The sequence below is a fragment of the Candidatus Methanoprimaticola sp. MG2 genome, from assembly GCF_047501175.1.
Lineage (GTDB): Archaea > Thermoplasmatota > Thermoplasmata > Methanomassiliicoccales > Methanomethylophilaceae > Methanoprimaticola.
This window is the reverse complement of sequence record NZ_JBEQWH010000004.1, coordinates 150,535-176,107: the sequence shown is the minus strand read 5'-3', so window position 1 is coordinate 176,107 and position 25,573 is coordinate 150,535. Positions and strand designations below refer to the sequence as shown.

The 25,573-nt window shown below is 58.4% G+C and carries 27 protein-coding genes and 1 tRNA gene; 21 read left to right on the top strand and 7 right to left on the bottom strand.

What is annotated here, in order from left to right; genetic code table 11:
* Positions 1-6: 6 nt before the first annotated feature.
* The gene (locus V5D86_RS04515; RefSeq protein WP_414595509.1) at positions 7-612 is read right to left on the bottom strand and encodes a hypothetical protein; all 606 of its coding nucleotides are present in this window, start codon (positions 610-612) and stop codon (positions 7-9) included.
* Entirely contained in the window at positions 612-1,703 is a 1,092-nt protein-coding gene (locus V5D86_RS04510; protein ID WP_414595508.1) for a glycosyltransferase family 4 protein, read from the bottom strand. The genes V5D86_RS04515 and V5D86_RS04510 overlap by 1 nt, the downstream gene beginning before the upstream one ends.
* Positions 1,704-2,040: 337 nt before the next feature.
* On the opposite strand from V5D86_RS04510, the gene V5D86_RS04505 reads away from it, so the two are divergent.
* The 3 genes from V5D86_RS04505 to V5D86_RS04495 all read left to right on the top strand — a co-directional run bounded on the left by V5D86_RS04505 (position 2,041) and on the right by V5D86_RS04495 (position 5,041).
* The gene (locus V5D86_RS04505; protein ID WP_414595507.1) at positions 2,041-2,991 is read left to right on the top strand and encodes a kinase; all 951 of its coding nucleotides are present in this window, start codon (positions 2,041-2,043) and stop codon (positions 2,989-2,991) included.
* Positions 2,984-4,021: an HAD-IIIA family hydrolase gene (locus V5D86_RS04500; RefSeq protein ID WP_414595506.1), complete on the top strand. Its 1,038-nt coding sequence runs from the start codon at positions 2,984-2,986 to the stop codon at positions 4,019-4,021. The genes V5D86_RS04505 and V5D86_RS04500 overlap by 8 nt, the downstream gene beginning before the upstream one ends.
* Before the next feature lie 93 nt (positions 4,022-4,114).
* Complete coding sequence (locus tag V5D86_RS04495; RefSeq protein WP_414595505.1) at positions 4,115-5,041, top strand: branched-chain amino acid transaminase; 927 nt, start codon at positions 4,115-4,117, stop codon at positions 5,039-5,041.
* Positions 5,042-5,102: 61 nt separating this feature from the next.
* Here the strand turns inward: V5D86_RS04495 and V5D86_RS04490 are convergent, their stop codons facing one another.
* A complete protein-coding gene (locus V5D86_RS04490) occupies positions 5,103-5,681 on the bottom strand; it encodes an SIS domain-containing protein (protein ID WP_414595504.1) in 579 nt (192 codons plus the stop codon).
* Positions 5,682-6,031: 350 nt separating this feature from the next.
* Here V5D86_RS04490 and V5D86_RS04485 point away from each other — a divergent pair, with 350 nt between their 5' ends.
* The 8 genes from V5D86_RS04485 (at position 6,032) to V5D86_RS04450 (ending at position 15,372) form a co-directional block, all read left to right on the top strand.
* On the top strand, positions 6,032-7,375 hold the full coding sequence (locus tag V5D86_RS04485) for an ATP-binding protein (protein WP_414595503.1): 1,344 nt from the start codon (positions 6,032-6,034) through the stop codon (positions 7,373-7,375).
* A 185-nt stretch (positions 7,376-7,560) separates the two neighbouring features.
* Positions 7,561-7,920 (top strand): 50S ribosomal protein L18e, encoded by a 360-nt coding sequence (locus tag V5D86_RS04480; protein ID WP_414595502.1) that lies wholly within the window; start codon positions 7,561-7,563, stop codon positions 7,918-7,920.
* Positions 7,921-7,924: 4 nt separating this feature from the next.
* Positions 7,925-8,350 carry a 50S ribosomal protein L13 gene (locus V5D86_RS04475; protein ID WP_414595501.1) on the top strand — a complete coding sequence of 142 codons (426 nt, stop codon included), beginning with the start codon at positions 7,925-7,927 and terminating at the stop codon, positions 8,348-8,350.
* Between the two features lie 4 nt (positions 8,351-8,354).
* The gene (locus tag V5D86_RS04470) at positions 8,355-8,756 is read left to right on the top strand and encodes a 30S ribosomal protein S9 (RefSeq protein WP_414595500.1); all 402 of its coding nucleotides are present in this window, start codon (positions 8,355-8,357) and stop codon (positions 8,754-8,756) included.
* A 12-nt stretch (positions 8,757-8,768) separates the two neighbouring features.
* Positions 8,769-8,960: a DNA-directed RNA polymerase subunit N gene (locus tag V5D86_RS04465; RefSeq protein WP_414595499.1), complete on the top strand. Its 192-nt coding sequence runs from the start codon at positions 8,769-8,771 to the stop codon at positions 8,958-8,960.
* A gap of 67 nt (positions 8,961-9,027) precedes the next feature.
* Positions 9,028-9,100, top strand: a tRNA-Pro gene (locus V5D86_RS04460).
* Positions 9,101-9,822: 722 nt separating this feature from the next.
* Positions 9,823-14,448 (top strand): leucine-rich repeat protein, encoded by a 4,626-nt coding sequence (locus V5D86_RS04455; protein WP_414595498.1) that lies wholly within the window; start codon positions 9,823-9,825, stop codon positions 14,446-14,448.
* 63 nt (positions 14,449-14,511) lie between these two features.
* Complete coding sequence (locus V5D86_RS04450) at positions 14,512-15,372, top strand: hypothetical protein (protein ID WP_414595497.1); 861 nt, start codon at positions 14,512-14,514, stop codon at positions 15,370-15,372.
* 106 nt (positions 15,373-15,478) lie between these two features.
* Here the strand turns inward: V5D86_RS04450 and V5D86_RS04445 are convergent, their stop codons facing one another.
* From V5D86_RS04445 to V5D86_RS04435, 3 genes are all read right to left on the bottom strand, one after another.
* Positions 15,479-15,676: a hypothetical protein gene (locus tag V5D86_RS04445; RefSeq protein ID WP_414595496.1), complete on the bottom strand. Its 198-nt coding sequence runs from the start codon at positions 15,674-15,676 to the stop codon at positions 15,479-15,481.
* Positions 15,677-15,987: 311 nt separating this feature from the next.
* Positions 15,988-16,299 carry a hypothetical protein gene (locus V5D86_RS04440; RefSeq protein WP_414595495.1) on the bottom strand — a complete coding sequence of 104 codons (312 nt, stop codon included), beginning with the start codon at positions 16,297-16,299 and terminating at the stop codon, positions 15,988-15,990.
* Between the two features lie 57 nt (positions 16,300-16,356).
* Positions 16,357-16,521, bottom strand: a complete 165-nt coding sequence (locus V5D86_RS04435) for a hypothetical protein (RefSeq protein ID WP_414595494.1) — start codon at positions 16,519-16,521, stop codon at positions 16,357-16,359.
* Between the two features lie 186 nt (positions 16,522-16,707).
* Between V5D86_RS04435 and V5D86_RS04430 the strand changes: the two genes are divergently transcribed.
* The 10 genes from V5D86_RS04430 (at position 16,708) to V5D86_RS04385 (ending at position 23,265) form a co-directional block, all read left to right on the top strand.
* Positions 16,708-17,208 carry an ArsR family transcriptional regulator gene (locus V5D86_RS04430; RefSeq protein ID WP_414595493.1) on the top strand — a complete coding sequence of 167 codons (501 nt, stop codon included), beginning with the start codon at positions 16,708-16,710 and terminating at the stop codon, positions 17,206-17,208.
* A gap of 3 nt (positions 17,209-17,211) precedes the next feature.
* Positions 17,212-17,733 (top strand): tRNA (cytidine(56)-2'-O)-methyltransferase, encoded by a 522-nt coding sequence (locus tag V5D86_RS04425; RefSeq protein ID WP_414595492.1) that lies wholly within the window; start codon positions 17,212-17,214, stop codon positions 17,731-17,733.
* Complete coding sequence (locus V5D86_RS04420; protein WP_414595491.1) at positions 17,711-18,295, top strand: HDIG domain-containing metalloprotein; 585 nt, start codon at positions 17,711-17,713, stop codon at positions 18,293-18,295. Before V5D86_RS04425 ends, V5D86_RS04420 begins: the two co-directional genes overlap by 23 nt.
* A gap of 85 nt (positions 18,296-18,380) precedes the next feature.
* Entirely contained in the window at positions 18,381-18,692 is a 312-nt protein-coding gene (gene trxA / locus V5D86_RS04415; protein ID WP_414595560.1) for a thioredoxin, read from the top strand.
* Positions 18,692-19,579 carry an NAD(P)/FAD-dependent oxidoreductase gene (locus tag V5D86_RS04410; RefSeq protein ID WP_414595490.1) on the top strand — a complete coding sequence of 296 codons (888 nt, stop codon included), beginning with the start codon at positions 18,692-18,694 and terminating at the stop codon, positions 19,577-19,579. Before trxA ends, V5D86_RS04410 begins: the two co-directional genes overlap by 1 nt.
* Complete coding sequence (locus V5D86_RS04405) at positions 19,576-20,088, top strand: helix-turn-helix domain-containing protein (protein ID WP_414595489.1); 513 nt, start codon at positions 19,576-19,578, stop codon at positions 20,086-20,088. Before V5D86_RS04410 ends, V5D86_RS04405 begins: the two co-directional genes overlap by 4 nt.
* A 123-nt stretch (positions 20,089-20,211) precedes the next feature.
* Positions 20,212-20,628, top strand: a complete 417-nt coding sequence (locus tag V5D86_RS04400; RefSeq protein WP_414595488.1) for an ArsR family transcriptional regulator — start codon at positions 20,212-20,214, stop codon at positions 20,626-20,628.
* Positions 20,625-20,885, top strand: a complete 261-nt coding sequence (locus V5D86_RS04395; RefSeq protein WP_414595487.1) for a hypothetical protein — start codon at positions 20,625-20,627, stop codon at positions 20,883-20,885. The genes V5D86_RS04400 and V5D86_RS04395 overlap by 4 nt, the downstream gene beginning before the upstream one ends.
* Positions 20,878-22,416: a tRNA uridine(34) 5-carboxymethylaminomethyl modification radical SAM/GNAT enzyme Elp3 gene (locus V5D86_RS04390; RefSeq protein ID WP_414595486.1), complete on the top strand. Its 1,539-nt coding sequence runs from the start codon at positions 20,878-20,880 to the stop codon at positions 22,414-22,416. The genes V5D86_RS04395 and V5D86_RS04390 overlap by 8 nt, the downstream gene beginning before the upstream one ends.
* Before the next feature lie 54 nt (positions 22,417-22,470).
* Positions 22,471-23,265: a metalloregulator ArsR/SmtB family transcription factor gene (locus V5D86_RS04385; protein ID WP_414595485.1), complete on the top strand. Its 795-nt coding sequence runs from the start codon at positions 22,471-22,473 to the stop codon at positions 23,263-23,265.
* A 31-nt stretch (positions 23,266-23,296) separates the two neighbouring features.
* Here V5D86_RS04385 and V5D86_RS04380 read toward each other — a convergent pair whose 3' ends face one another.
* On the bottom strand, positions 23,297-25,504 hold the full coding sequence (locus tag V5D86_RS04380) for a CDC48 family AAA ATPase (protein WP_414595484.1): 2,208 nt from the start codon (positions 25,502-25,504) through the stop codon (positions 23,297-23,299).
* Positions 25,505-25,573 lie beyond the last annotated feature (69 nt).

The following is a 25,573-nucleotide window of genomic DNA, read 5'->3' as shown; positions in this document are numbered from 1 at the left end:
GCCCTATTAATTGTTTTTAGGGGAGTCTTCGGCATCCCTGTCGAGACCTTTGCGTTTTTTGACGACGTACGAGAGGATGAAGCTCACGGCCAGGATGACGACGAGCATCACGATGGTCATGGTGGTGGCGCTCTCCGCGTAGTACTTGTACATCTGGTCGCTGAGGAGCATTATCACGCCGTACTTCAGGATGCAACCTATCGTGATGTAGAACCAGCTCTTTTTCAGGTCCCATTTCACGATGGATATGAACGCTCCCGCGAAGGGGACCGTGGGGGCGATGCGGTTCAGTAGCAGCAGGCGTTCGTCGCTCACCAGCAGGAAGTCCTTGTACTTCCCGACGACTCTGGTGACCTTCTGCGGTATGCGTACGTGCTCGGTGATGTAGTACAGCGAGAAGATCCCGACCCATTCCGCTATGACGGCGGCCCCGAGGAGGAGCAGACCGAACTCGATGCTCGGGTCGTAGGAGAAGCCCAGTATGAAGAACAGCTCCGGCAGCGTGGGGAACAGCAGGGCATCGATGAAGAATATCAGGAATATGCACAGCACGACCCCCCATCCGCCGTCGGCACCGAATATGCCGAACAGGACATCCCCTATGGCTTCCATCAGACCTCTCCGTCGATGACCTTCCTGAAGAGGCTCTCCACTTCCAGGATACGTTGCTCCCACGTGACGGACCTGGCCACCCTGACCGCGTTGTCGGAGAGCGTCCTGCGGTATCCGTCGTCAGTCAGTAGCCTGTTGATGCCGTCCGCGAGTCCCTTCGGGTCCTTGGGCTTCACATAGTGCCCGGCATCCTTCACGTTCCCCGGCAGGCCGTCCACGTCGGTGCATACGAGAGGCTTCCCGTAGGAGAGGGCCTCCAACGCCGCCAGACCGTAGGACTCGTATATCGAGGGCATGACGAAGAACTTGCATGTCCCCATGAGCCCGATCTTCTCCTCCTCGGATATCCATCCCTTCAGTTCGATCCTGTCCTCGAGGCCGTACTTGGAGATCATGCGCCTTATGCGCTTCTCCTCCGGGCCCTTGCCGCACATGACCAGCTTGCAATCCACGTCCCTCATGGCCTCCACGAGGTACGGGAGGCCCTTGGTCTCGACCATGCGCCCCAGGTTGAGGATGAAATCTCCCTCGACCCCCGTGAGCTTGGGGACCTCGTCGAGACAGTTGTCGATCGTCGTGATCCTCGAGGGTTCGAGGCCGCGCCTTACCAGGTCGTCGCGGACGAAATCCGATATGGCGATGATGTGGTCGTACCTGTCCAGCTTCTTGCGGTACAGGCTGTCGTTCACCGAGGAGATGACCTTCTGGATGCCGACCCCCTCTCCCCACATGTTGTGGTAGGTGAACACCTTCTTCCCCGAGAACCTGGCCACGTCCCCGTCGAAGGACGGTGCCCAGCGGTAGTTGTAGTCGACGATGTCGGGGTCGAGCTCGTTCAGCTTGTCCAGAGTCCCTTTGCAGGTGATGTACGGGGGGTTGTAGATGTCGTAGAACTTGGATGGGACGCGAACGATGCGGTATCCCCATTCCGTATCCTCCTCCGAGGGGGTGCCAGGCAGCTGTCCCGTGAGGATGGTCACATCGTGTCCGCGTGCAGCCAGGTGCTTGGCTGTGACATGCATCCTGCGCTCTATCCCACCCATGGAAGGGAAGAAATACGGATTTGCCTCGACGACCTTCATTGACTCCATGCAGGGCCTCCTGGATGTTCTGGCGCAGGCGTTCGATGTTTATAATGGTTAGACGAGACGCATCCGTGTTCCGGAGACATCGGACGGGCCATGTATGCGATATCGCATCCAACAGTGTCAATCCATCGGTCGTTCCAACAGTTCCGGGACACTCGTCATCGATATGTGCCAGCACGTCAAAATACGATAAATCGGCACTTACAATTATATACCATAGTCGGAATGATATAATCGAACGCCTCCGTATCGCGAGGAGGCTATAGGTGATGGGATGGATGGGATTCACTATAGGGCCAGGGCTCCACTGAGGGTGGGCCTGGCAGGAGGCGGGACAGACGTGGACCCGTATGCCTCCCAGAAAGGCGGTGCTGTATTCAACACCACCATCAATCGTTATGCATACTGTACCATCACCCCGACCGACGATCATTCGATGTCGGTCCATTCCGCCGATTACGGGAAGTACGAGGCCCCCCTGGACGGGGGACCGTTGCCCCTCGATGGCAACATGGACCTCATCAAGGCGGTGACCAATCATTTCGAGGTCACGGACGGGTTCAAGATGTTCCTGCAGTCTGAGGCGCCGCCCGGTTCCGGTCTCGGAGGGTCCTCCACGGTGATCGTCTCGATCATATCGGCGATGTGCGAGTGGCAGGGCATCCGTATGACCAGCGACGAGATGGCCAAGCTCGCGTACAAGCTGGAGCGCGAGGACATAGGCCTCAAGGGCGGCAAGCAGGACCAGTACGCCGCGGTCTTCGGCGGATTCAACTACATGAAGTTCGGCAGCCACGGGGTCGATGTCAACCGCGTCAGGATCCCCTACGACGCGGTGAACGAGCTCCAGTACCGTTCCCTGCTGTGCTACATCGGCCAGACCCGCGAGTCCGCGACCATAATAGAGAGTCAGGTGTCCAAGTACAACAAGGGCCAGAACATGGAGGCCCTCGACAAGACCAAGGCGCTGGCCCAGAACATGTACTTCGCCATGGAGAAGGGCGACATAAACACCGCGGGGGAGATCCTCGACGAGGCCTGGGTGTACAAGAAGCAGTTCTCATCCAAGGTCACCAACCCCCTCATCGACTCCATGTACAAGGTGGCAAAGGACGCAGGGGCCATCGGAGGGAAGGTCTCCGGCGCCGGAGGTGGCGGTTTCATGTACTTCATATGTGAATACGACCGCAAGTACGACGTAGCCAAAGAGCTCGGGAAGATGGGTGCGAAGGTCACCGATTTCATGTTCGAGCCCCAAGGTGTCATATCATGGAGATATCCGAATGAATGATGTTATCACGGCAGAGCTGAACAAGGCAGCGAACACCATTTCCAAGATAGATCCCGCTCAGGTCCAGAAGGCGGCAGAGATGATCGCCGAGGCGTTCCGCAACGGGAACCAGGTCATCTTCTGCGGGAACGGTGGTTCGTCCGCCGATGCCCAGCACATCGCCGCCGAGTTCTCCGGGAGGTACAAGATGGAGCGTCCCGCCCTTCCCGGCGTATGCCTGTCCAACATCGCCCCTGTCACCGCCATCGGGAACGACTACAGCTACGACCTCGTCTTCAAGAGGCAGGTGGAGGGTCTCGCCAGGAAGGGCGACATCCTCGTGGGCATGTCCACGTCCGGGAACTCCAAGAACGTCATCCTGGCCATGGAGGAGATGGCCGCCCGCGGCGGGAAGAGCATCTCGTTCACGGGAGACTGCGGGAGGATGAAGGACATCGCGGACCACGCGGTCGTCATACCGTCCACGGACACCCCCCACGTCCAGGAGGGGTACATCTGCGCCTGCCACATCATCGCCGGCATGGTCGAGCAGATCCTCTTCGGCAATCGAGCGGTCTTCATCGATAGGGACGACACCATCGCCAAGGATGTCCCCTATTGCAGCGACCCGGACAAGTTCAACCTGTATCCTGACGTCCCGTCGGCGATATCCAGGCTCAATGACGCCGGATATCTGGTCATAGTCATAACCAACCAGTCCGGACTCCATCGCGGATACTTCGACGAGGGGACACTGGACAGGATCCACGGCAAGCTCAGGGCCCAGGCCTCGTCCGCCGGAGGCCACGTGGACGACATATTCTACTGCCCGCACACCCCTGACGAGCACTGCTCCTGCAGGAAGCCGGAGATCGGCATGGGCCTGGACGCCATCGCCAAGCACCACATCGACGCCTCCCGCTCATGGATGGTCGGGGACCACGACAAGGACATGGAGTTCGGGCGCAGGCTCGGGTGCAGGACGTTCAAGGTCGGGGACGGGAAGACGTTCTCCGATGCGGTGGATTTCATCCTGGGCTCCGATTCCTGAGTGTCGGTCGCTTCACACAATGTGTAAATACGGCTAACCTTGTGCGCGTATTGCGACACGCACGCGCGTACGTGACTTTCGAGGTGAAATACCATGGACAAGACCGAAAAGATCTGGCTGAACGGTAAGCTCGTCGACTGGGAGGACGCAAAGGTTCACGTCCTTGCCCACGCTCTCAACTATGGAACCGGTGTGTTCGAGGGGATCAGGGTCTACCACACCTCAAAGGGCATGGCCATATTCAGGCTCAAGGAACACGCCCAGAGGCTTCTGGACGGATGCAAGATCATGGGCATCGACATGGTCTTCGACGGCAAGGAGTACGGACTGAAGGAGACCATGGAGGCCATCAAGGAGGCCGTCAGGGCCAACGGGGAGGCCGTCGACTACGTCAAGCCCTGCGTCTTCCTGAGCGGGGAGGAGGTCGGATTGAATCCCATCGGGGTCACTCCCGCGTTCGCCATCACCTGCATCCACATGGGGAACTATCTCGGTGCCGACAACAGCGGTGCCAAGCTGATCACCTCCTCCTGGCAGAGGCCCGACAACCTGTGCGGACCCGCTGGGGCCAAGGTCAACGGCGCCTACGTCGCATCCACCCTCGCCAAGAGGGAGGCGGTCAGGCAGGGCGCGAACGAGGCCGTCATGCTGAACTCCGTCGGACATGTCGCTGAGTGCACAGGGGAGAACATCTTCATGTACCGCCACGGGAAGATCATCACCCCTGCGGTCGCCGAGTGCATCCTCGAGGGGATCACCAGGGACTCCATCATCACCGTCGCCAGGGACATGGGATACCCTGTCGAGGAGATCGAGGTCTCCAGGTTCATGCTCGCATCCTCCGATGAGGTCTGGATGACCGGTACCGCGGCGGAGATCGCACCCGTCACCATGATCGACGGACACCCCGTCGGAGACGGTAAGATCGGAGAGGTCGCCACCAAGATCCACGAGAAGTTCTCCGACATCGTCAGGGGTAAGGACCCCAAGTACGAGTCCTGGCTGTACTACGTCAACTGAATTCTGAAAACGTCGGGGTCCCGTGAGGACGGGGCCCCGATGACAAACCCTAGGATTTTTCTCAGCAGAGGGGGTGCCCGAGCTCCCTCGCGATGATCTGTGCACAGAGGTGCAGGATCGACATGTGGGCGTCCTCGGCCTTCTGCATGTCGTCCACGGGGACATGGACCGATATGTCGGAGAGGTCCTTCAGCTTCCCTCCGGAGTATCCGGACAGTCCGATGACGGTGTTCCCGAGGCCCTTGAAGTACTCCACGGCCTTGATGACGTTCTTGGAGTTCCCGCTCCCGGATATCGCGATCAGGACATCCCCCTCGCGGACGCGCCCCTCGGACTGGATCAGGAAGACGTCGTCATAGGAGACGTCATTCGCGATCGCCATCATGGTGGCCATGTTGTCGTTCAGGGAGACGAAGTTGAACTTCTTCTCCTGATACATCGAGATGCCTTTGTTGAAGTCGCAACAGATGTGGGATGCGGTCGCCGCGCTGCCTCCGTTGCCGCAGATGTAGATCGTGGATTCGCGCTCGTACGCCTGCTCTATCGCATGAATCATCTTTGAGAGATCGGTCCTGTCTATCTTCGAACAGGCTTCCGCTAGCTCGGCGAAGTATGCATCAATCTGAGGTGTGGGGTTCATCGGGTTCATCTCCTTGGGTGGAGCAACGACCATCAATTATATGATGCCGTCCACACCCGACGTCGATACGCTCGGTCACCGTGTTCTGTTTGCCGCCCTGTCCGACGATATCGGTAGCGGCCGTGGTCATCGAACGCGTGGGATGGTCAACGACCGTTCGCGCAGCCATCAGGGAGCGAGATTCTGAAATGCATGATGCGGGACATCCGCGTCTGCTCCGTGTTGGATCCCTCTAAGGATCATGCAGTTCCAATTACACTGTACGTGTATTTTTACGCATTGAAAATTTTACTGTACGTGTAATATCATCTATTAAAAATTTTAATATACGTGCATATTTATATACTATCATGGACCTCTTCAAAAGAAAGGTTTACGACGAACTCCTCAGATGGAAGGACACTTCCCAAGGTAGAAGCGCGATCCTGGTGGAAGGGGCCCGGAGAGTTGGGAAATCCACTCTGGTGGAGGCCTTTGTCAGGAACGAATATCGCAGTCACATCCTCATAGACTTCTCCAACATGGACGAGGGTCTGAGGAACGTCTTCAGGAACCCGAGGGATCTGGACAGGTTCTTCCTGTTCCTCCAGCAGATGTTCAGGACGACCCTTTACAGGAGGGAGAGCGCGATAGTCTTCGACGAGGTCCAGCTGTTCCCTCCCGCAAGGCAGATGATAAAACACTTGGTCGCAGACGGGAGATACGACTACATCGAGACGGGTTCCCTGCTGTCGATCAAGCAGAATGTCAGGGGCATCCTGATACCCTCCGAAGAGGAATCGATAAGGTTGCACCCCATGGACTTCGAGGAATATCTGTGGGCGATCGGAGACGAGCAGACCATCCCTCTGATCAGACGGTGTTTCATCGACAGGGAACCTCTCGGGAGGACGATGCATGAACGCATCATGGCGGAGTACCGCCTGTACATGCTGATGGGAGGAATGCCTCAGGCGATAAGCGCGTATCTCGGGACGAACAATCTGTCCGAGGTCGAGAAAGCAAAGAGGTCGATCCTGAACCTCTATCGGAACGATTCGGTAAAGATCGAGTACGGCGGCGGTGAAAAAGCCGGAAGGATCCTGGAACTGGTCCCCTCGTATCTGTCCAACCATGACAAATCGTTCAGTCCCGGCGAGATCAAGCAGGACGGCCGCACCAGGGACTATCTCAAAAGCGTCGGTTGGCTGAAGGAATCGATGATCATCAACGTCTGTGTGGACAACTACGATCCCAGCCCTGCCCTCTCCCTGAACCTGGACGAGAACAGGTTCAAGATGTACATGCTGGACACAGGGCTCCTGGTGACATCCGCGATGATGGCAGACAGCAGGGATGCCGAGGAGCTGTACGAGGCCATGCTGAGGGGAAAGCTGCAGGTCAATGAGGGGATGTTCTTCGAGAACATGGTCTCGCAGGAACTCGTGGCCGCCGGGCACAGGCTCGTCTATACAAAGTTCACCGTGAAGGACACCGACAACATCCAGGAGGTCGACTTCCTGATATCGGATGGCAGGATGATCGTACCCGTCGAGTGCAAGTCGGGGAACATGTCGTCCCGCCACAAATCCCTCGATCGTCTGATGGGGAAGTACGGGAGGTTCGTCGATACGGCGTACGTCGTCCATTCCAAGGACCTTCGCGTCGATGGCAGCATAACGTACATACCGATCTACATGAGCATGTTCCTGTAGGCCCGAACGTCCGGGTTCGCGCAGCCACGTCGCAGGGTATCACATACTCCCGATGCGCGGTCGATTCCCTGCATTTAAGGTCGGAGGTCCGTATCGCGATCCCGACGGAGCCTTCCCTAACAGTTATCTTTATAAGCGCTACCTGTATACGCGCGAATTACCGCAATGTCGGGAGAGTCAGTAATATGAGGAGCTGCAAGACTAACCCTCAGCTCATCGCCCTGATCGACAACCTCAAGGCGAAATCGAGGGACACGACAGCTGCCATCTGGCGAGATGTTGCGCTTCGGCTTGAGAAGCCCAAGAGGAACTGGGCCGAAGCGAACCTCAGCAAACTTGAGAGGTATGCCAAGGACGGAGACACGATCGTCGTCCCCGGCAAAGTTCTCGCCGCAGGCACAATCAGCAAGAAGATCACCGTCGCCGCATACGATTTCTCGGATGCAGCAGCCAAGGCTATCGTGGCCGCAGGCGGAAAGACGCTCACCATCGAGGAGCTGGCAGAGGCCAACCCCAAGGGAACCGGCGTCAGGATCATGAGGTGATGAAATGGTTACAGTAATCGACGGAAGGAATCTGATCCACGGAAGGCTCGCAAGCGTCATCGCCGAGAGGATCATGGATGGCGAGGAGATCGTCGTCCTCAACGCCGAGGCCATCATCATCACCGGCACCAAGGACAAGGTCTTCGCCGCCTTCAAGCAGAAGGTCGACCGCGGAGACACCACCAAGAGGAAGGGACCCTTCTACCCCCGCAGGGCAGATCTTCTCTTCAAGAGGTGCGTCAGGGGAATGATCCCCTGGACCAGCACATCCGGCAGGGAGGCCTACAGGAGGCTTCACGTCTTCGTCGGCACCCCCAAGCAGTTCCAGGACTGCGAGAAGGAGAAGCCCGCCGAGGCCTGCAGGAAGATCACCGGCAAATACACCACCCTGGGAGCCGTTTCCAAATTCCTGGGTTCCAATGTGAGATGATCCTATGGTTGACTGCGTGAACACAAGCGGAAAGAGAAAGACCGCTATCGCTAGGGCCGTCGTCAAAGAGGGAACCGGAAGGGTGACCATCAACAAGGTCCCCATCGAGGTTTTCACACCCGAGCTGGCCAGGCTCAAGATCGAGGAGCCCCTCGGTCTCGTGCCCGAGAAGGCCCAGAACGTCGACATCGCCGTTATCGTCAACGGCGGCGGAGTCATGGGCCAGGCCGCCGCGGCCAGGACCGCCATCGCAAGAGGACTCGTCGACTTCTACAAGGATGAGGAGCTCGAGGCCGTCTTCAGGTCCTACGACAGGTCTCTCCTGATCAACGATGACAGGAGAAAGCTGCCGAAGAACCCCATGGGTCCCGGCGCTCGCGCCAAGAAGCAGAAGTCCTACCGTTGAGGAGATGTTGGCATGATAATACCGGTCAGATGTTTCACATGTGGAAAGGTCGTAGGTTCCGCCTACCCCCAGTACACGGAGCGTGTTGCTATGGGAGAGGATCCCAAGGCGGTTCTCGACAGCCTCGGCTTCGAGAGATACTGCTGCCGCAGAATGATCGTATCCCATGCCGATCTCATCAAGGAGATCGCTCCTCTCGGATGATTTCCAGACCCCGGGACATGTTCCCGGGGCATAACCTTTTTAACCAGAACATAATTCGCCCTTTTGTGGGCCCGTGGGGTAGCTTGGTATCCTTCGTGCTTGGGGTGTACGTAACTCCGGTTCAAATCCGGACGGGCCCACTCATCTTGTCTTCTGTCCGCGAGAATGCAGGATTCTGTTGTTTTTAGGGGGCCGCTGTCCACATCGACTGGCATTCATCGTTCTGACCGTACATGATGACATCTCTCGATGTTTGGAAAATCCGGTCCTGGCATTCGTTGTGGCAATGCGTACTGCCTTTTGTCCCGACGGACATCGGATCCTTTGATTAATGGATGGAACCGGTGTGGAGATGCATCATGACACCGACCCGAACGAGTGTCTGAAGGGCCGGGCGTACATCATGACGATCGGCATACGAGACCGCACATATTTTCCCGAGTACTGTCCCGTGCGCCCTTCTTCGAACGATCCGTTCCCAGAATGCCGGCGATATTGTACAAGCTGGATCGGGAATCTAAGCGTTTATCATTTTGTTCAATAAATTATTAATATAATATCAATGGGCCTGATTTGTCAGGTTGTCGTGGGATTTTCTAAATCGACATATACTAGGCTTTTAAGTATGTATATCGTCATCGTTTCTCATGCAATCCGGAACGAGGAAACTGGTCGTTGCGATGGCTACAATGGTCGCACTGGGGGCGATCCTCACAGGCGTGGCCGTCTCCGACCAGGTCGAAGCGGAAGGGGGGGGGGAAATTTTGACATCAAGAATTACCTCAACTACATCCCCGAGTTGAGAGATGGAGATTCTCTGGGTGCATCCGTATCCCTGGATGAGGATGATGCATTCGAGATTATGAAATTATACGCGGAGTCATACTCCGAGGAGGCTGCCTCAGACTCCTCCGATGAGGTGAGGTGGCTTCTCGACCTTATTGGGAAATCCGAGAACATAGACGACATGGCGAAGTTGTTCTCGGAATGGTTCCTCAAGGAGAACGGTCTGACCGGCAACCCGGCGGCCGATGTGAGCCTTACCGCCAAGGGTGCGTTCTCTCTGACGGTGTCGGAAAGCAATAAGCTGATACTGAAGGCCATGGGCAGCATCGTTGCGAGTGCCACGGCATCCCTCGACGAATACCAGGGTTTCCAGAATCCTAAGGTCGATCTCTCGTTGAATGTGCCAGCGACGCTGTATGCCGAGATAACGCTCTCCGATGAGAAGATACCGCAGTGGATCCATGCGGACCTGTCCTTGGGCAGTTTGATGGAGATCGGAATGAATTTCGTAGCAGAGGGCGACACGCTAAAGGGAGAAAATGTCACCGAATCCGCCGAAACAAGCACGACCCTGTCGATCACCGGAGGTCTGGATGACGACAGTCTGACTGCAGATGATATAAACTCCCTGGTCAACGGTGACAATCCATTGGTAAAGAAGGTCTATGCGTCCCTGGTGGTCTCCGACGGTTCCGGAACAGGTTCAGGAATCGTCACCGACATCTCCTTGGACCTGTCGGATTTCGGACTTAATTCGCTTTATTCGCAGATCTCCGAGATGCTGCCGGATGGAGGGGTCGGCGATGTGTCCGACATCGTCGGGGATATAGGCAAGGGTATCATGCCCGATTATTCCGATGTGAAGTGGATCCTCGATCACGCGGGAGTATCGGATGACGATTACGATACCATCTCCGTGTTCCTGCAACCGATGCTGGAGCAGGCAATGGGGGTACTGGGCGAGGTATGGGACTACGCTTCTGAGTACGACTTCTCCGCATACTACATGGCCTATGGCTCGGACAACATCAATCCCGAGGACAGGGCGGAGGTAGATGGGCTTCTTACAGATGTTGCCGGCAATGCGCCTGAACACGAGAACATAGGCGAGGGCAACACATACACATATGATTTCAGAAACGTGGAATCCGAAATAACATCCTATTCGGGAGGTGGCGGGAACGTTAACATTCCCGAAACTCTGAACGGTATGGCCGTGACCACAATAGGATCAGGTTCCTTCAGTGGATCCGGTATTCTGAATCTTACTTTCGGGGGGAATCTGAAGACTGTGGAACCCGGCGCCATCACGGGGTACAATTATACGGGGCCTGGGGGCATATGTTATTATTCAGTCAGTGACGGAGTGTCGAATGCTGATCTTATTTGTTATCTGTCACTTGTCAACGGAGAATACAGCGCTGAAATCTCGGGCTTGAGAAATCACGAGACTCTTAGCGAATTCAATCTCGTGATACCCGATAAAGTCATTGTAGATGGTAACGAGTATCCAATTGTAAGTGTGGACGGATTCGATTTCGTTACAGATCTAAAGTCCGTCATCATACCGGACTCTGTTAAGTCGATAGGTGTCTCCGCTTTCGAGAGATGCGAGGGTCTGGAGTCAGTAATCATCGGTAGTTCCATATCTGAAATACCGTCCCATGCTTTCTATGGTTGCACTTCATTGAATGAGGTGACGTTCGAAGGTGTTCTGAACAGTATTGGAGAATATGCATTCTACGATGCACCGATCGATGTCATCAAGGGTCTGAATGACGTTAGCAATCTTTCCATAGGGGCGTTTGCCTTCCATGGATACAAATTCAATCCAAACAACCCAGATGGCGATGGACCTGGCAGTACATCACTCCTGGATGCTCCCAACATTGGGCGGTTAGCGTTTGAATCCGACTACATTGATGTGGCAGTCGGCAGTGAAGCAATCATTGTGGGCGGAGTTCAGTATACGGCATGGAAGGAGAATGGACAGATTCTATTGGATGTCACAGGTGTTGAGGATAACATCAATTGTTTGGTGATTCCTGCAACTGTTGGGTTCTCGAAATCATATGAATGCGTAACCGATGGTACGGACCCGTACTATAAAGGCAGTATCGTATCGATGGGAGGATATGAATGGACATCCTATTGGGTGAAGACGATCATAATCGATGCACCGCTCACGTACATCGGTTACATTCCTTCTGGACTAGAGAATATCCAGATAAACAATAAGGATTGCACATATAAGGTGAAGAATGTTTCAGGTTTCCAGGTCCTAGTGGACAACGAGGGTTGTATCTCCGCGGTTATCGGTCAGGGAACAGCTTTGGAATTAAGCGGATCTGATTATTTCAAAGAGATTAGTGGTGGGGCATTCGCTTTCAGCCCGAAACTTGTGGACCTTACCATCGACGGAATCGACATCTGGGGGCATGCCCTGTGGGATTCTAGCATCAAGAATCTGACAATAGGGCCCAATGTCGAGTATGTCGGGGGACTCTCTGGAAGCAACCTCACGAACATAGAGGTAAAAGAGGGCAACAGAAACTACTACAGTACAGGCGGAGTCCTCTTCGATAAGAACGGCGTTCTCATAACATATCCCGCGGGGAAGGAGGGCTCGGAATACACCATCGTTGACGGAGTCACCGGCATAGGGCCAGGGGCTTTCAGTGGTTGCAATAACCTGACGACCATCATCATCAAAGGAGACGATCTCCGTTCCATATCTATCGGTGCATTCGACGAATGTGCAAATCTCAATAGCGTGGAGCTCAAAGTGAACAATGACTATGTCTACATCAGTGACGAGGCATTGTATAGCGGGAATGACCTGATAAGGTACATCGGGAACTCGGAGATATTCATTATCCCCGATTGGGCGAGAAACATATCGGGATCCGCGTTCAATGGCAGTTCAGCAAAGATATTGGTTCTTCCGGAATCCATGGATTATCTGTATCTCTATGGATTGGATATGGATGTGTTGGTGATGAGCATCGATTCCAATGCATGGATCGAAGGGATAAATGGCTACAAGGATGAGTACCATACCGTGGCATATCATCCGAGTTGGGCCTATCATAACTCCTTCTGGGTCAGCGAGGGGGCACTCATATACGAGCCAATATTCAGAGATGCCTTCGAGTCCAGTGAAATATTGATCGACGACAATCCTCACCAATCCGAAACCGTCACGATCTCCGCTGGTGATTTGAGGACTATATCGAATATTCGTGCCACCTATCAGCCAGCCAAGTACACTGTCGCGTTCAACACCAACGGAGGCCCCACGGTGGCTTCGCAGGAGGTCTACTACCGCCACTATGCGGACGTTCCCAGCGATCCGTACCGCAGCGGGTTCACCTTCCAGGGATGGTACGGCGATTCCGCGCTCACCGTCCCCTTCGATTTCGACGGACCGATCTACGGGGACACGACCGTCTACGCGAAGTGGAGGGTCAACCAGGTGACACCGCCGGTGGACCCCACTCCCGATCCCGGCCCCACTCCCGATCCGGAACCGGGCGATTCGGAGGTGACCGAGAACCCCGATGGTTCGACCACCACGGAAACGACCACGGAGTCCAAGGATTCCGAAGGCAACACCGTGACCACCGTCGACTCCAAGACGGAGTACGAGGACGGTTCCAGGGTCGAGTCGAGCACCGAGACCGTGGTCAAGGAGCAGGACGGCGTCAAGCAGACCGAGACCTCCAAGACCGAGACCGTCTACGACGCCTCCGGCAACGAGGCGGGGTCCACATCGACGACCACGACCAAGACCGAGACGGACTCGGTGTCCAAGGAGGTCACGCAGACCGAGTCCAAGGACCACAACGGCGATGTGGTGAGGCAGGAGGTCAACGTCAGCATGTCCGAGTCGACGTCCAACGCGGAGGTCTCGACATCCGCAAAGTACGTCGACGACAAGGGATCCGGCTCCACCTCCACAGAGGTCACGACCACCATAACCGTTCCCACCGGGTCGGGGGACGCCATGGCCGTGGATGTGGAATCCATGCAGAAGGCGATCGAACAGGCGTCGGAAGCGGCAGACGCGGTCAACCCCGGAGCATCCGATCCAGTTCCTGTAACCGTCGAGATCAAGACCGACACCTACGACGATGTCAAGGCGGTCATGGAGATGCCGTCCGATGCACTCAAGGCGGCCGCCGACTCCAACGCGAACGTCAAGCTGTCCGGAGAGGTCGGAACGCTCACCATGGATGGCAACGTATCGTCGAACCTCGCATCCAAGGGCGAGAACGTCACGGTGTCGATCTCCGTGGCAGACCGCACGGCATTCAGTCCGGACATACACGATACCGTCGGCGATGCCGATGTGTATGAGCTCAAGGCCTTGGCGGGAGAGGAGTCCGTCCACCAGCTCGGAGGCGTCGTGACCGTCACGGTCCCCTACACCCTGAAGCCCGGGGACAATCCGGACATGATCACGGTGTACTATGTCAACGATGAGGGGAAGCTCTCCAAGAAGGTGACCTCGTACGATCCGCTGACCCATACCGTCACGTTCCTCACGGACCACTTCTCCTACTACATGATCGCAGCATCGGACTCGCTCGACATACAGTCGGACGAGAAGGAGGGCGACAACACCCTGGTGTATGTCGCTGTTGCCGCCATCGCCGTGATCGCGGTCATCGCCGTCGTGGCGTACAGAAGGTCATCCTGAGGGTGAACAAACAGGCCGCCCGTTGCACGGGCGGCCATCTTCATCTCAACGGAAGGTCTGCAATTGGCAGGTGTCGAAGGAAGCGACCGCAGGGAAACGGGCGGCCGTCGGGTCTCGTTAGCAAGGGCACTTCTGGCCCTGGTGCCCCTGGTCGTCATCATACCCGTGATGTTCCTGATAATCATGGCCGTCGTCACCCAGGGACAGGGGATCTCCATAACGGACACCGATGGACTGGATGCCGACACGGAGGGGTCGTTCCTCACCATCCAGGGGGATGTGACCGTCCAATCCAGTCTGGTCTTCGACCTGGAGGATGTCTCCGTGTCCGTCGATCTCGTCGATCTGGAGATGGGTTCCAACGTGGGGATACTGAAGGAGGGCGGCATCAGGTTGCCTTCGGGGACCCCCGCCGTCATCCATCTGGATTCGAAGGTCTTCGTGCCGACCCTGTACCTGTTGGTGTCCGAGCTGGTCTCGAGGGAAGGGGCGGCGTTGGACCTAGACGTCCATGTCTCGGGCAGATACCTCGGAGGGCTCATGTTTGCCGAGGTCGTGGCATCCGTGAAGGTCCCTGTCGCCGCACAGGGCGAGAGGATCGTCTGGAACTCCACGACCGATGGCACGAGGGTATCTGTCGATGTGACAGGACTCGCAGATTGGCTCGTGCCGGATCCGGGCGAGTCCCTCTTCAGATCCCCCAACGCGTCCCTCTCGATCGCCGTCGTCCCCTCAGAAGGGGCCGTGTCCGTCGACATCGTCTCGGACAGGGGGTTGTCCGACACATTGGACATCCTGTCGCGTGATGCGGCCGAGGGGCTGGTCGTCATGTCCGACGAGTCCGGGAGGACATCCGGGGTGTCCGCGGACCAGATGGGGACGGTCCGTTCCATCATCGGGATCCTGGAGGGATTGGCAGGTTGACGCTCGACATCAGGGGCGGGGCCCGCTATGCGTCGATCTATCTCGTGAAGCTGCTGGCCACACTCCTCGCGATAGGGGTTCTGGCACTGTATCTTCTGTACAGCGTCTACAGCGTATTCCCGGATGCCGTCTGGGATGCGGACGGCAGCGCCCTGGCGACGGAGGCCCTCGTCCGTTTCATGATGTTCCTCCCGTTGTTGATACCGGCCTTCCTCGTCGGATGCTTCGAGCCGGGGACCATGCATCGTCTCATCATGCGGATCCTCCTGAATCTGGGATTGATGACGGTCACCCTCACGATCACGGGGGACCTCTCCTACGAGATCCATGACATCCTTGTGGACGAGTCGTCCGGCATCACCATCGGTACCATAGGGATGGAGTTGGACGTAACAATGCTGGGTCTGCTGTTGCTGACGATACCCGTCTGCTCGGTCCTGGATGCTCTGATGGAATATCGCCATGCCTCGGATCCACGGCATCGATCGACAGTCGTCATGTGCCTCGCACGATCAATCAGGCACGCTTCCTTCCATAGTCATCCACGGTCTTCGGTGGAATCGGTGCATCCGGATGCGTCCTCGGCCCACCGTACTCCATCCATGCGTGCGGAGGTCATTCGAGAAGACTGTTCCTCAGAGCATTCACCTTGTCGGCGAGGTTCTCGACGGACTCTGCCACACTGGCCATGAACTCGTCGTAATCATCCGATACGACGGCCCCTTCCGAGGTCGCGATGATTATGCCCTGCTGTTCCATTATCTTCAGGGAGTATCTCACCCTGTGCTTCGGGACGCCGCTCATCTCCGAGAGGCGTATGAGTCCGATCGGCTGATTCGCCTTGACGGTGCGAAGGATCGAGATGTGGCGCTCTAGCAGTTCTAGGTCCTCGTTCACTGTGTCGACGGGATCCTTGGACTCGCTCAATGCTCGAAACCTCCGAGTAGGATGTCAGAAAAGGGTAAAAGGGTTGGAAGGGTCCGATCAGCGACCGTACCACTTCTGTTTGCCCCACTTGTTGTAGTTGGCCCACCATCCCTGGGTGACGGAGCCGCAGCAGTCGAGTGCCTTCTGCTCGGCATCAGCGCCCTTGTATGATCTGTAGCAGTTGAGGCACTGCCAGACGAGTTCGGGCTGTTTCTCCTTCATTGGTCTGCGGATTGGGCGAGTACGTATTAAATGTTGTGGGAGGTCAGAGGCTGGGAACATGCCGATGGATGGGTAGGTCTGTTCAGAAATTGTAGTCAAACATCAACAACTTTTCATCTGGTATATATAGCCAAACAACGATTAGAATTTAATCATTATATAGGGACAACAGCATCCAGATAGTTCATGAACAGAATCAAGGTCATCAACGAGCCATCGGAGCTGGTCCCGATGCTGAGGTCCGTTGATACTCCCGTGAAAAGGGATGTCCTGAAAGAGGTGACCTTGGAATGGAGGACTGCCGACGAGATCGAACAGAAGTTCGGCCCCGAGGGCAGGGACGCCATCATCTTCTTCGAGAAGATGAAGTTGGTCGAGACCCGCTGGCTCTCCAAGAACGGAGGGTATCCGGAGAAGTCCTACCATACCTACTACACGTCTTTCAGCATCAACGCCCAGTGGCCGGTCTATGAGATCAGCGATGTGCTGACCGCGGCCATGATGAGCGACGACGAGTACGCAGGGATAGAATCCAAGATCCTGGAAGAGGTGGGATCGGAGGGAAGGTTCTCGGGAGACATCGCCGAGTCCCTCGGGCTCTCCTCGACCATGCTGAAGAGCCTTGTCCGCAGGTCTGTCAAGATGGACTACCGTGGTCACAGAATAGAACTCATCCGTGAAGAGTGACCAATGGCAGGAATCTGGATAATGAGGATCGGCCACCGTCCCGAGAGGGATAAGAGGGTGACCACCCACGTGGCGCTTTCCTCACGCGCACTGGGTGCCAAAGGCATCTTCGTGGACACTGAGGACCCTGTGCTGGAGGAGAACATCCGCAGTGTCGTCGACAGGTTCGGCGGCGACTACACCATCAGGACGGGTGTTCCCTGGAGACAGGAGATCAAGGACTTCCCCGGAAAGGTCGTCCATCTCACGATGTACGGTCAGAGGGTCGACGAGGCGCTTCCGAAGATCCCGCGCGATGAGGACATACTCATCGTCGTCGGAGCGGAGAAGGTGCCTGCAGAGGTCTACCAGCGTGCGGACTTCAACATCTCCGTCGGCAATCAGCCGCACTCCGAGATTGCCGCACTGGCGATATTCCTGGACAGGTTCACCGAGGGCAAGGCGCTGTACGCCGATCGTGGCGGACATCTCGAAGTGGTTCCCAATGAGAGGGGGAAGACCGTTGTCGAGCACGATCCCGAGTGACACCCGTTGCATCGAGTACCTGGAGGAGGCCGGCTGCAAGCGCAGGGTCATAATCCACTGTTGTACCGTCAATGCCGTCGCGCAGGAGATCGTGTCCCACATCGGGGAGGCGGACAGGGACCTGGTGACCGCCGGCGCCCTCCTGCACGACATCGGGAGGTCCGTGGACCACTCGATCATGCATGCGTACATAGGGTCGCAGATAGCGTCCGCGTACGGTCTGCCGAAGGAGATCGTGGACATAATACGCAAGCACACGGGCGCAGGTCTCGATGCGGAGGATGCCGAGGAGATGGGGCTCCCGCCTGCGGACTACATGCCTGCGACCATCGAGGAGAAGATCGTCGCCCATGCCGACAACCTGGTCAGCGACAACCGCGTCGTCGACCATATGCATTCCGTGAACAAGCTCCGTTCCAAGGGGGCGTACCGCGGAGCGGACAGGATCGTCGCCCTCCACAGGGAGCTGTCGGACCTCTACGGGGAGGACCTGGACGTCATACAGTCGAAGATCGGGGAGATCCCCGACCTGGAACTCGTCAGGCGCATGGGTCTTCTGTGAGTTTCGAAAGGGGGTGCGGTTCGCCTATCTGGGTGACACATCCCCCTAAATAGTCCATCTGCGCTATCGGGTCACAGTGAGTGCAATGGTAACGGAACTCAACGAATCCAATTTCGACTCCTTCGTGGAGTCCAACCACATCGCGATCGTCGACTGCTGGGCACCCTGGTGCGGACCTTGCAGGCGCATGGGACCCATCGTGGACGAGGCGGCCGCCGAGCTCGAGGGCAAGGCCGCGTTCGCGAAGCTCAACACGGACGAGAACCAGGGCATCGCCGTGAGGTTCAACATCAACGCCATCCCGACCCTTCTGGTGTTCAAGGACAACGTCATGGTCCAGGCACTCGTCGGGCTCAGGCCGAAGGAAGACCTCGTCGACCTCGTGGGAAAGCTCTGATGGACTGCGATGTAGCAGTCATAGGTGCCGGCCCGGCCGGCATCCAGGCCGCCATACACTCCTCCAGGAAGAAGGCGGCCACGATCGTCATAGGGAAGGCCTCCGGCAGCGCTGTGACAGGCACCCGCATCGGGAACTACTTCGGGACCGGGGAGGTCCCCGGAGAGGACATGCTGGCACACGGCAGGGCCCAGGCCGAGTCCACCGGGGCGAGGTTCGTGGAGGAGAACGTGATCTCGGCCATGGCCGGGGACGGGTCGTTCGTCCTCGGGCTGGAGAGCGGCGAGACCGTTAACGCCAAGGCGGTCATCCTCGCCACCGGGATATCCCGCATGAAGCTGAACGTCCCCGGCGAGAAGGAGCTCTTCGGAAAGGGCGTCAGCTACTGTGCGGTCTGCGACTGCAACTTCTACCGCGGCAAGCGCGCCGTGATCGTGGGCAACGATTCGGAGGCGGCGGTGTCCGCCGAGCTGATGACGGGATACGCGTCCGAGACCCACTGGGTGTTCTGGGACCTGAAGGCGAACGATGCCCTGGTCTCGAAGGCCCGGGCGGCCGGCGTGACGTTCCACGAGTCCCGCCCGTCGGCCATCGAGGGCGGGGACAGGGTGACATCGATAAGCCTCGAGGACGGCACGTCCATCCAGACGGACGGCGTGTTCATCGAGCTCGGGGCGAAGTCCGCCGCGGACCTCGCGCTGGACCTCGGCGCGATGCCGGAGCTGGACGATACGATAAAGGTCGACGGCTCCTGCTGCTGCGTCGGCGTCCCTGGCCTGTTCGCGTGCGGGGACGTGACTGGGAAGCCATGGCAGGTCGCCAAGGCAGTGGGGCAGGGATGCATCGCCGGCATGTCGGCCGCCGATTATGCCAGAGGGATAGAATGACGGTGTCCGACCTCATCAACGGGATGCTCAGGGAGGAGGGCGGGTTCCAGAAGGCGTTCCGCAACATCCTCGAGGATGAGCTGAAGATGTCCCTGAACGAGTTCTGTCAGATATCCGGCATCTCCCAGAGCACCATGTACAAGATCCTGGAGGATAAGAGGGAGCCCAATCTCCGCACCGTCCGCCAGGTGATAAAGTCCCTGAAGATCGTGATGGGCCCGGAGGAGTCCCATTTCATAGCGGTCGTGGCCAACACGATGGTCGTCGACAACCTTCCCAAGACCATAGACATGGACGGTCTGACTGTCTCCGTCCGCGAGTATCCCGTGTCCACCGTGGAGGATGCCATCATCGCCGCGGTGCGCGCGGAGCGCGACGGCGCGTTGGGCGTCGTATGCGCACCCATCGTCGCGCCGACGGTCGAGAAGATCCTCTCGATCCCCGTGTCGAGAGCGATACCGTCCACCAGCGTCCTGAAGGCGATAGACCGTCTGAAGGATTTCATCTGAGGGTCGCCCCGGGGATGCGCCGCATTCCCGTCGACCCTCGAAATAGTTTAAATGGTAGCTAAACTCTAACGCTCCTTCGAGGCGGATCAACTGTTCGAGCTCCAGGTGGTTAGCAACACGCCGATGTCGGGCGTGGACGACGTGCACGTCGTCGCCGAGACCCTTCTTGTCCAGATAGGCTATCTGCCGAAGGGTTACGACCCCAAGACCGGAGCCATCACCGTCCGCGACAGCGTCCCGTACAGACTGTTCATGGACTATCTCATGAAATATCCGTCCAAGGCGTGGGCGGTCGAGGAGCTGGCATCCCTCCTGGGGACCACCAAGCCCACCGTGTACCGTCACATCAACAAGCTGAAGTCCATGGACCTCCTGGAGGCCATGGACGTGGAGTACGACGGACAGGTCCGCAAGGGATACCGCATAAGGTTCGGCGACCTCTCCAAGGCATGGAGCTTCACCGAGGCGAACGTGAGCATGGCTATGGAGAACTACCGTAAGACCATCGCCCATTTCCAGGAACTGATGGAGGAGAGATGACCATGGCAGAGGAGCATTCCATCGTCAAGGGCGCCAGGTTCTCGGTCGTGTACAGGGTCAACGTCACCAAGGAGGCCGTCATCGAAGGCGTCTACGGCGGCATGGCGGCCATGGGCACGGAGACGGCGCTCGTCTTCGAGACCGAGGGCGGGATATCGTTCATCAACTCCAACGCGATCGTCGCCATGAACCAGATCGAGGCCGCACCCGAGGAGCCCAGGAAAGGCCCCGGCGAGGACAGGGCTCTCTATGGCTGATCCGACGGCCCTTCTCTCGCGGGACCTGATCGAGGCCGTGAGGTCCGGTCGTGTCAGGGACAGGGATGCCCTCCAGAACCTCAAGCTGAAGCTCTGCAAGCACTATTCTCTGGACACGGTCCCTCCGAACTCCGTCATATTGGCGAACGTCAGCGCGGAGGACAGGGACCTCCTGCTCCCATTTCTCATAAAGAAGCCGTCCCGCACGGTCAGCGGCGTCGCGGCCGTCGCGGTCATGACGTCCCCTCATGACTGCCCCCACGGCAAATGCTCGTACTGCCCGGGAGGGGTGTCCAACAACTCCGCACAGTCGTACACCGGGAAGGAACCCGCCGCCAGAAGGGCGGCGAGGAACGAGTTCGACCCCTGGCGTCAGGTGACTGACCGGATAAAGCAGCTGAACGAGATCGGTCACAACACCGACAAGATCGACCTTATCATAATGGGAGGTACGTTCACCAGCCGCGACCCCGGGTACCAGGAGTGGTTCGTCAGGAGATGCTTCGATGCCATGAACGGCGTCGATTCGGACACTCTGGAGGAGGCCCAGAGCATCAACCGCACGGCACCCAGCAGATGCGTCGGGATGACCGTCGAGACCCGTCCGGACGTGTTCACCCCGGAGCAGATCGAGCAGGCCATGCGCCTGGGGGCCACCCGCGTGGAGCTCGGGGTGCAGATCCTGGACGACGCGATACTCTCCGCGGTCCAGCGCGGTCACGGCACGGAGGAGGTCCGTCGCTGCACGAAGGACTGCAGGGACCATGGGCTGAAGGTCTGCTACCACATCATGCCCGGCCTGCCCGGCTCGGACCCGGAGCATGACCTGGAATGCTTCAGGAAGGTCTTCGACGACCCGTCGTACCGTCCCGACATGCTGAAGTTCTACACCCTCCTGGTGGTCCAGGGGACCGGCGTCTACGACCTCTGGAGGGCAGGCTCCTACGTCCCGTACGATGAGGACACGGCGGTCCGTCTGATCTCGGAGATGAAGGCCATCGTGCCGGAGTACGTCCGCATACAGAGGATCCAGAGGGACATCCCCGCAACGGAGATTGCCGCAGGCATAACCAAGAGCAACATCAGGCAGCTCGTGGCCTCGTACATGGGGGACCACGGGATGTCATGCAGGTGCATCCGCTGCCGTGAGGCCGGACGCACCGATGCCGACCTGGACCCCGACGACGTGGTCCTCAGGGACCAGGTCTACGAGGCGTGCGGGGGAGTGGAGCACTTCATCACCCTGGAATGCGACGATTCGATAATCGGCTACGTCCGTCTGAGGCTCGACTCCAATCCGATGGCGACGATAAGGGAGCTCAAGGTCTTCGGGCATCCCGCGTCCATAGGCGAGGATGACGGGGATTGGCAGCATCGCGGATTCGGTCGCAGGCTCGTGTCTGAGGCGGAGCGCGTGGCATCCCGGGAGGGGCGCTCCAGGATACGCGTCACCAGCGGCGTCGGGGTCAGGGAGTACTACCGCTCCCTCGGATACTCCGAGGACCTCCCATACATGGCCCGTGACCTTTGACAGGATTTATATCCGACCTATTTGATTAAGCATCTACTTAATTGAGGTTCGAGGATGAGCGACCCAGTGGAATGTCTGAGGCTGTTGTCCGATGGGACGAGGTTCGCGATAGTGAACATACTGCTGAACCACGATCTCTGCTCCGCGGCGGTCGCCCGCAGGCTGGGCATATCTGAGGCGGCCGTGTCCCAGCACATGAAGGTCCTTCGCGAGGCCGGCATGGTCTCGGCGGAGAAGCACGGATACTCCACGCATTACGCCGTGGACAGGTCCATGCTCCTGGGACTGTCGCAGATGCTGTCGGACATGGCGGTCGCCCGCAGGCACCCGTGCGATCCCGATTTCGAGGGATGCACCGCCAAGGGGAACGTGAAATGTCCGACGGCGGACGGCAACGGGGAATGCCCCCGCATGCAATGCGGGAGCGGCGCATGCCATCGCGGCTGCGGCCGCTGTCTCGGATCTCGGAGGATGAGCGGGATGAAGATAGCAGTGACACACGAGAACGGGAACGTCTTCCAGCATTTCGGCAGGACCGCCGAGTTCAAGGTCTACGATGTGGACGGCCTCAACATAAGGTCCTCGCAGGTTTGCGGTAACGATGGGAAGGGGCACGGGGCGCTCATAGGGGTCCTGAAGGACATGGGCGTCGCGGTGCTGCTGTGCGGTGGCATAGGCGGCGGTGCGATCGACGGCCTGAGGGCCTCGGGGATAAGGGTATGCCCGGGATGCTCCGGCAACACCGACGATGTCGTGAACGCGTTCCTGAGGGGCGGGCTCGACGATGTGACCGGTCCCACCTGCAACCATCACGGCGAGGATCACCAGTGCACCTGCGGGAAGCACTGACCCGGGCCATGTCGGGCGGTGACGCCCGGCCTCACCCGTAGAACGGGATGTTGTCCCATGTCGTCCTGCGCTTCTTTATGCTCCTGCCGACGGCTAGATAATCGTCGACCATCTGTTCCGTGACGGATGGTCCGACCATCCTCATAGCCGTTTCGAAATGATGCTGGCATACGGATTCCGCACAGGGGTCCTCGCGATACGCGGCGAGTCCCGCCTCCCTGCACAGGGCAGCGAGGTCCGCTCCGACGTACCCGTCCGTCGCAGAGGCTATCTGGGACAGGTCGACGTCCTTCAGTGGCATCCTGCGGGTATGCACCCTCAATATCCCCAGCCTGGAGTCCGCATCGGGCTTTCCCACAAGCACCAGGCGGTCGAACCTCCCGGGCCTCAGGAGCGCGGGGTCTATCATGTCGGGGCGGTTGGTGGCCCCCATCACGGTGACGTTGCGGAGGCTTTCGACACCGTCCATCGACGTCAACAGCTGTGCCACCACCCTCTCCCATGCGGAGCCGTCCCCCATGCCGCGGATCGGTGCGATGGAGTCCAGCTCGTCGAAGAATATTATGCAGGGCGCCATCTGCTTCGCCCTCTTGAATATCTGCCGTATGGCGCGCTCGCTCTCGCCCATCCATTTGCTCGCCACCTCGGGACCGTTCACGGATATGAAGTTGGTCCCCGACTCGTTCGCCAGGGCCTTGGCTATGAGCGTCTTGCCGGTCCCGGGAGGGCCGTACAGGAGTATCCCCTTGCCGGGTTCCACCCCCAGTCTCTCATAGGCGCGGTTGCCCTCCTCCGGGACGAAGACCTCCTGGATCTGCCTGCGGACGTCGTCCAGCCCGCCAACGTCCTCCCATGTGACCTTGGGGATCTCCACGAGGACCTCCCTCATACCGCTGGGCTCCACCTCTCCCAGGGCCGCCGAGAAATCATCCATCCTGACCTTCATGGACTCCAGGAGCTCGGACGGGACCGGTCTGTCCAGGTCGAACTCCCCGATGCGCGAGCTGAGGCAGTTCATCGCCGCCTCCCTGCACAGGGCCGCCAGGTCCGCGCCCACGAAGCCCTGGGTCATGGATGCGAGCGCGTCCGGCGTGACGTCATCCGTGAGGGGCATGTCCCTCAGATGCACCGCCAGGATGTCCGCCCTGGCCTTGCGGCCGGGAACGCCGATCTCGATCTCGCGGTCGAACCTCCCCGGTCTCCTGAGGGCTGGGTCTATGGAGTCCTCCCTGTTGGTGGCCCCGATGACTATGACGTTCCCGCGGTCCCCGAGCCCGTCCATGAGTGTCAGCAGCTGTGCCACCACCCTCCTCTCGACCTCCCCCGACACATCGTCCCTGTTGGGGGCGATCGAGTCTATCTCGTCCAGGAACACGATGCTGGGGGCGTTCTCCTCGGCCTCCTTGAATATGTCCCTCAGGCGCTCCTCGCTCTGTCCGTAGTACTGCCCGATTATCTCCGGTCCGCGGACCGAGAATAGGGACGCCCCGGACTCGTTCGCCACGGCCTCGGCCATGAGGGTCTTGCCGGTGCCAGGGGGTCCGAACAGCAGCACCCCTCTGGGGGCGCTTATGCCCAGCCTCTCGAACAGTTCGGGATGCTTCAGAGGGAGCTCGATCATCTCCCTTATGCGCTTGAGCTCGTCGTCGAGGCCTCCGACGTCGTCGTACGTGATCTGGTGGCCTGTCTTCTTGACCTTGGTCGTGGCGGGCTGTTTCCTGGCGACGTCCTTGACAACCACCTCGGTGCGGTCGTTGACTATGACCGGCCCTTCCGGGACCGTGGACACGACGGAGAACGTGGAGCGGTTCCCCATGAGGGCTATGTTGGGGACCACGATGTCAGTGTCGTCTATGAGCGGTCTGTTCAGGAGCCCCTTCAGGAACACGTTCTCGATGCCGTCCTCGAACTTTATCCTCTTGCCATCCGGGATGTTGGGTGCCAGTACGACCCTTTTCGCAGGCATGGGGTCGCATCTTCTCACCATGACGTTCTCGTCGACGCTCACACCGGCGTTGGTCCTGGTCAGTCCGTCTATGAGGAGGAGGCCCTTGCCCTCGTCCTCCGGGTTCCCCTTGAAGACCTTGGCAACGACCGTCTTCTTCCCGACTATCTCGATGGTGTCCCCCAGCTCAAGGCCGAGCATCCTCCTGGATTCGCTGTCCATGCGCGCCCGCCCGTATCCTGCCTCGGACTGGGACCTCGCCATTGCGACCTTCAGGGCTATCGAGTCACTCATCGCGTCGGGATACCCCTGGGATGTGATATAGGTAGGGGGTGGGAGAATGGGGGATGCCCCGCGTCGGAA

Bases quoted from the DNA above. Each gene is read 5' to 3' on its own strand.
- V5D86_RS04515 (WP_414595509.1), bottom strand. From the start codon at position 612: ATGGAAGCCATAGGGGATGTCCTGTTCGGCATATTCGGTGCCGACGGC.
- V5D86_RS04510 (WP_414595508.1), bottom strand. From the start codon at position 1,703: ATGGAGTCAATGAAGGTCGTCGAGGCAAATCCGTATTTCTTCCCTTCC.
- V5D86_RS04500 (WP_414595506.1), top strand. From the start codon at position 2,984: ATGAATGATGTTATCACGGCAGAGCTGAACAAGGCAGCGAACACCATT.
- V5D86_RS04495 (WP_414595505.1), top strand. From the start codon at position 4,115: ATGGACAAGACCGAAAAGATCTGGCTGAACGGTAAGCTCGTCGACTGG.
- V5D86_RS04490 (WP_414595504.1), bottom strand. From the start codon at position 5,681: ATGAACCCCACACCTCAGATTGATGCATACTTCGCCGAGCTAGCGGAA.
- V5D86_RS04485 (WP_414595503.1), top strand. From the start codon at position 6,032: ATGGACCTCTTCAAAAGAAAGGTTTACGACGAACTCCTCAGATGGAAG.
- V5D86_RS04480 (WP_414595502.1), top strand. From the start codon at position 7,561: ATGAGGAGCTGCAAGACTAACCCTCAGCTCATCGCCCTGATCGACAAC.
- V5D86_RS04475 (WP_414595501.1), top strand. From the start codon at position 7,925: ATGGTTACAGTAATCGACGGAAGGAATCTGATCCACGGAAGGCTCGCA.
- V5D86_RS04470 (WP_414595500.1), top strand. From the start codon at position 8,355: ATGGTTGACTGCGTGAACACAAGCGGAAAGAGAAAGACCGCTATCGCT.
- V5D86_RS04465 (WP_414595499.1), top strand. From the start codon at position 8,769: ATGATAATACCGGTCAGATGTTTCACATGTGGAAAGGTCGTAGGTTCC.
- V5D86_RS04455 (WP_414595498.1), top strand. From the start codon at position 9,823: ATGAAATTATACGCGGAGTCATACTCCGAGGAGGCTGCCTCAGACTCC.
- V5D86_RS04435 (WP_414595494.1), bottom strand. From the start codon at position 16,521: ATGAAGGAGAAACAGCCCGAACTCGTCTGGCAGTGCCTCAACTGCTAC.
- V5D86_RS04430 (WP_414595493.1), top strand. From the start codon at position 16,708: ATGAACAGAATCAAGGTCATCAACGAGCCATCGGAGCTGGTCCCGATG.
- V5D86_RS04425 (WP_414595492.1), top strand. From the start codon at position 17,212: ATGGCAGGAATCTGGATAATGAGGATCGGCCACCGTCCCGAGAGGGAT.
- trxA (WP_414595560.1), top strand. From the start codon at position 18,381: ATGGTAACGGAACTCAACGAATCCAATTTCGACTCCTTCGTGGAGTCC.
- V5D86_RS04410 (WP_414595490.1), top strand. From the start codon at position 18,692: ATGGACTGCGATGTAGCAGTCATAGGTGCCGGCCCGGCCGGCATCCAG.
- V5D86_RS04405 (WP_414595489.1), top strand. From the start codon at position 19,576: ATGACGGTGTCCGACCTCATCAACGGGATGCTCAGGGAGGAGGGCGGG.
- V5D86_RS04400 (WP_414595488.1), top strand. From the start codon at position 20,212: ATGTCGGGCGTGGACGACGTGCACGTCGTCGCCGAGACCCTTCTTGTC.
- V5D86_RS04395 (WP_414595487.1), top strand. From the start codon at position 20,625: ATGACCATGGCAGAGGAGCATTCCATCGTCAAGGGCGCCAGGTTCTCG.
- V5D86_RS04390 (WP_414595486.1), top strand. From the start codon at position 20,878: ATGGCTGATCCGACGGCCCTTCTCTCGCGGGACCTGATCGAGGCCGTG.
- V5D86_RS04385 (WP_414595485.1), top strand. From the start codon at position 22,471: ATGAGCGACCCAGTGGAATGTCTGAGGCTGTTGTCCGATGGGACGAGG.
- V5D86_RS04380 (WP_414595484.1), bottom strand. From the start codon at position 25,504: ATGAGTGACTCGATAGCCCTGAAGGTCGCAATGGCGAGGTCCCAGTCC.